Genomic DNA, 4,489 nt, shown 5'->3' with positions numbered 1-4,489 from the left:
TGATACAAAAACGCTGAGTAATTCGGTTCATCGTAAAGGCCGCTTGCGTATAAAACGAGGGCTTGGAGCTTGTCTTTTTCGGGCACACCTCGTGAAAATTTTTCCACATTTTTTACGTTTTCACCTCTGAACCCCTCGAACAAAACCGATTTTAAAGCTCTCCGAACATTCACAAAATTTACATACAATCATTTTTAGAGATTTTTAAAAGACTTCCTTTACTGATTCTAATAAAAAGTGTCTTTAGTTAAAGGCTTTTTTAAGAAAGATAAATGCAAAGATTTACAGCTTAAATTGTTTTCTACTTTTGGACTATACTATCAGAATACTCATGACAATTGTTTCATATTTTTTATCGTAGTTCAAGGACCTTAAATCGTTGAAACTAAATTTTAACTTAGGTTTGTTTTTTATTTAAAAATCTTGCTGTTAAGTTTGAAAAAGTGTAAAATACTCTTGTAGTTGTTTGTTAGAATTAACATTAAATATTTAATATTTATTCTCTTAATGCATGAAAAGTAAAATGTTTTTAATTTAATTTACACGCCAAAACTTCATTGCTCCTTATAAGCTAAAAAATATATCTTGGGTTATGTTTGAATTTTTCTTTGGTTAAGTAAAATCTATACTGGATACAAAAAACGTCAAAAAATGTGGTTCTGTTTGTAAAGAAAATTCTTCAGCGATTAAAGAAAGATTCTTTTTTTTCAGTAAATAAAAATTTTAGAATTTCATTTTGTTTACAACAATTGTTTAGGTGCAATCTTTTTTCTGTAGAGCAGAAAAAATTTAAGAAATTTTTTTGTAGAGCAAGCTTTTAGAGAATTAAAATATTTAATGAAAGTAGGGTATGTAGAGTAATCGTGCACTATCAGACTATGCGTAAAATTCTATCAATGTGTAACGTAAGGAAAGTTGTTATGAAGAAATCCGCCCCCCTCCAGAAAAGTCAGAAAAAATTACTTAGTGAGGTAAGCCCAATTGTATATTTCGTAAGAATATGGCAAAAAAGAATTGTCCGTTTTATTTACCTTTTTTTTCACAAAAAAACTTATAGTCTTGATTTTTCTAAGGAACAGTTAACATACCGGTGTACTCGGCACAATTCTAAATTGATAAGAAATTATTTAACTGATGATCCGCTCTACATGAAATGGCAACGTAACAAAATCGTCAACCTTAAGCTAGCTATAGAAAAAATTAACAATTGTATTATCAAACCAGGACAAACTTTTTCGTTTTGGTACATGATAGGAAGACCCACAGAAAAAAAGGATTTTTAGAAGGAATGGAAATATCAAGAGGCAAAGCAAGAGCAGGAATAGGAGGAGGCATTTGTCAATTGTCTAATTTACTGAATTGGATGGCCTGGCACACGCCTTTAACAGTGGTAGAGCGCAGTTTGCATAGTTACGATCCCTTTCCTGATCAAGGACGAGTCTTACCTTTTGGAAGCGGCGCTGCCGTTTTTTGGAACTATGTTGATTGGCAAGTCACCAACACCACCCCCCACACATTTCAATTTAGGGTTTTTATTGCAAGCGGTAGGTTAAAAGGAGAGATTCGGTGTTCTGCACACCCTATGCAGACGTTTTCAGTTTTTGAAAAAAATCATTTTTTTAAACGGCAGGGGGATGAATGGTATCGATCTAACGAAATATGGGTATCTGTTTTTGAAAAAGGAATAGATGGAAAAATTCCAAAACATTTGCACGACAAACTCTTAGTAAAAAATTGGAGCAAAGTTTGCTATGAACCCGATTCAACACGCTATAAAATTTTCGCGTAAAATAAAGACACAGTTAAAACGATTTCTCTGCAAAAAATCCTAAATTTATGTCTTATAATTTTGATGGAGGACTTTTACTAACGTAAGAATGTTTTTATTTGATCACTTTGCACTACAATTAAATTAATCGTTTATTGATCAGCCATTAGCATACTCCCCCTCACTTTTTTGAAGGGTCTTTAAAAAATCCGAAAGACAGGCTATTTTATTAAAAATAAACAACAATGTTTAATGCAAATGAACCTCTCTTCCTTAATAAATAAGATAACAAGAATATTAGCTTTTCACAATTCCCGCGCAGAGACTTTTAAAACCTTCGTACTTAGTATGATCGATCACGAAATGTTCAGCATCCTGCGCTGATCCACAAGAAGAACTCTCCACCTTCAATAAAATCCAAGCTTGAACGCATCAGGCGTTTTTTTAAAAGGACAAGGAATTGATTCTGGACTCTTCTCAAAAGCCTTGATATCAAGCATTTGGGAGCCAGTTCCTAAAATGCATTTAATGCTCGATGGCACCAATTGGAAGTTTGGAACGCAGAATATCAATTGCCTCGTACTAGCTGTTAGAGTTGGAAAGATTACATTTCCTTTGTTTTAGAGCATGCTTGATCACCAGGAAAATTCGCACCCCCAAGCACGCATCAGTTTATTAAACCAATTTAAGGAAATCTTTGGGGTCGATAAAATTCTCTCCTTTTCAGCTGATCGCGAATTTGTGAGAAAAATTAAACTCTTATTCTTTGATTTCAGCGATCTTTTAAACTACCTGAAAAAAAGTGAGGGGGAGTGCTAAAACTTATGAAAACATAGGCGTTTCTGAGAATTTAATGGATAAAACAAGTCACAACTTAAATCTTTATAAATCTCGTCATTTAATCAAGAATTTTTTTGCCAAACTTAAAGTAATACCGCACTATTTCCCCACACTCTATGATAAAATGTCTGTAGATTTTCTGGGCACCATTCACTTGGTTTGAATGTTTTTTTGGATTAATCGAGCACACGGCCTAATCTATATAATAGTAACCATTGCTTTTTTAGGAAGTTTTGAGATAATGAGCTATGCTATGTAAGATAGGAGAATAATGCTATTAAATCTTTATTCATTAGTAAAAACTATTTTTTCGTTTGTACTGGTAATATGTCCGTTAGTTATTTTTCACGAATTGGGTCATTATTTGGCTGCTCGTTGGCAGGGTGTATCTGTTGAAAGTTTTTCTATCGGTTTTGGTCCTGCTTTATATCAATGGAAAGATAAGAATGGAACAGTATGGAAGATTTCTCCTTATTTGTTAGGGGGCTATGTAAAATTTTTAGGAGATGAAGATCCTTCAGGACTGACAACAAAGGATTCTGATGAGCAATCTAGTATTACAAACAAGAAACCTTGGCAAAAAATTATTATTGCATTTGCTGGACCTTTTGCTAATTATCTTTTAGCTTTTGGATTGATTGCGACTATGGTTTTAACCGTTGGACTTCCGGATTTGAATGAGCCTATCATTGGAAAAGTTAGCGAATCTTCTCCTGCAAAAGGCGTACTTTTTCCTAAAGACAAAATCTTACAAATACAAGACCATCCTATTGGCTCTTTTCAGGATATTTTATCTGTTTTAGAATCCACTCCTTTGCGGAATACTCTTCACTTTAATGTTTATAGAGATGACGAAGTTGTGGAAGTTGATCTAAAATCAGAAAAGACTCCTAGTCTCAATGAAGTCTGGAAAGGAAATGTCGGTATCACCCCAGGGTGTACGTGGAAAAAAGTTCCAACAGAAAGCTATATTGGTAGTATTTTTACTGTTTTTATTAACGAAAGTAAAAGACCGTTAGAAATTTTTAAAAAGTCAAATATGACGAATCTTTCTGGACCTTTGGGGATTGCTCATCAGGCTCGCGATGTCTTAGAGCAAAAAGATCCAGGAATGATTATTTTATTGATGACATCTCTTTCTATTGCTTTAGGATTTTTCAATTTATTGCCTATCCCTCTATTAGATGGAGGAAATATCGTTTTATCCGTGGCGGAGTGGATTTTGGGAAGACCTATTCCTCATCGGTTTACTCAGGTATTACTTTGGATTTCTATTTTTATTCTTGGATTAGTATTTTTATATTCTTCGTTTAAAGATTTAACACGATACGTAATAATTAAGAATATTTTGCAGTATATTTGTCATTAAATAAAAAATTAATGAATGCAGGAAGAATTTATTAAAATATTTGTAAAACAAGGCTTTGGGTTAAGATAGGAATAAGAAGTAAACGCTTTGATTTGATCTATTTTAACCTTTTTTAAAGTCATATTTTTTATTTATCAATTCTGTAATAATTTTTAATTTTAGATAAGATTCATTCTACGTTAAGGATTTTTGTTTTCAATTCCAATATAAAGCACTGATAAAGCTTTTTTCTTTTGGGTAAAACGATTTAATAAACACGAATTTAGAATTGTATCCTAACATACAGCCAAAAGCTATGAAATGAGTACAATTATATAAAATTTATGAGTACAATTATATAAAATTTAAAAACTCAGTATTATTAATTTACTCGATTTTAGGTATTACGTTTTCATACTATAGTAATTCAGATTAAAAATGGGGAAGAGAGGTGTTATTTTTAACAGAAAATGACAAAGAAACAAAACAGCTTCGATCTAAGGGAGCAAGTAATAGAATATATTAAACTTGGT

General features: G+C 32.3%; 4 protein-coding genes and 2 pseudogenes. 5 read left to right on the top strand and 1 reads right to left on the bottom strand.

The window, feature by feature from the left end; genetic code table 11:
- Positions 1-173: pseudogene (locus HE1_RS09785) on the bottom strand (helix-turn-helix domain-containing protein); the annotation flags it as partial.
- A gap of 705 nt (positions 174-878) precedes the next feature.
- On the opposite strand from HE1_RS09785, the pseudogene HE1_RS10475 reads away from it, so the two are divergent.
- From HE1_RS10475 to HE1_RS05290, 5 genes and pseudogenes are all read left to right on the top strand, one after another.
- Positions 879-1,789, top strand: a pseudogene (locus tag HE1_RS10475) (VanW family protein).
- 231 nt (positions 1,790-2,020) lie between these two features.
- Positions 2,021-2,152: a hypothetical protein gene (locus tag HE1_RS10045; protein WP_278243445.1), complete on the top strand. Its 132-nt coding sequence runs from the start codon at positions 2,021-2,023 to the stop codon at positions 2,150-2,152.
- 39 nt (positions 2,153-2,191) lie between these two features.
- Positions 2,192-2,392, top strand: coding sequence for a hypothetical protein (locus tag HE1_RS05300; protein ID WP_035545499.1), 201 nt, complete (start codon positions 2,192-2,194; stop codon positions 2,390-2,392).
- Between the two features lie 3 nt (positions 2,393-2,395).
- Positions 2,396-2,587 (top strand): hypothetical protein, encoded by a 192-nt coding sequence (locus HE1_RS05295; RefSeq protein ID WP_035545497.1) that lies wholly within the window; start codon positions 2,396-2,398, stop codon positions 2,585-2,587.
- Positions 2,588-2,879: 292 nt separating this feature from the next.
- Positions 2,880-3,977, top strand: a complete 1,098-nt coding sequence (locus HE1_RS05290; RefSeq protein ID WP_035545494.1) for a M50 family metallopeptidase — start codon at positions 2,880-2,882, stop codon at positions 3,975-3,977.
- The last annotated feature ends 512 nt before the right edge of the window (positions 3,978-4,489 follow it).

The organism is Holospora elegans E1 (assembly GCF_000648275.1).
GTDB classification, from domain to species: Bacteria; Pseudomonadota; Alphaproteobacteria; order Holosporales; family Holosporaceae; genus Holospora; species Holospora undulata_A.
This window is presented reverse-complemented; position numbering and strand designations above follow the sequence as displayed.

Coding starts and splice junctions, on each gene's coding strand:
- HE1_RS10045 (WP_278243445.1), top strand. CDS start 2,021: ATGCAAATGAACCTCTCTTCCTTAATAAATAAGATAACAAGAATATTA.
- HE1_RS05295 (WP_035545497.1), top strand. CDS start 2,396: ATGCTTGATCACCAGGAAAATTCGCACCCCCAAGCACGCATCAGTTTA.
- HE1_RS05290 (WP_035545494.1), top strand. CDS start 2,880: ATGCTATTAAATCTTTATTCATTAGTAAAAACTATTTTTTCGTTTGTA.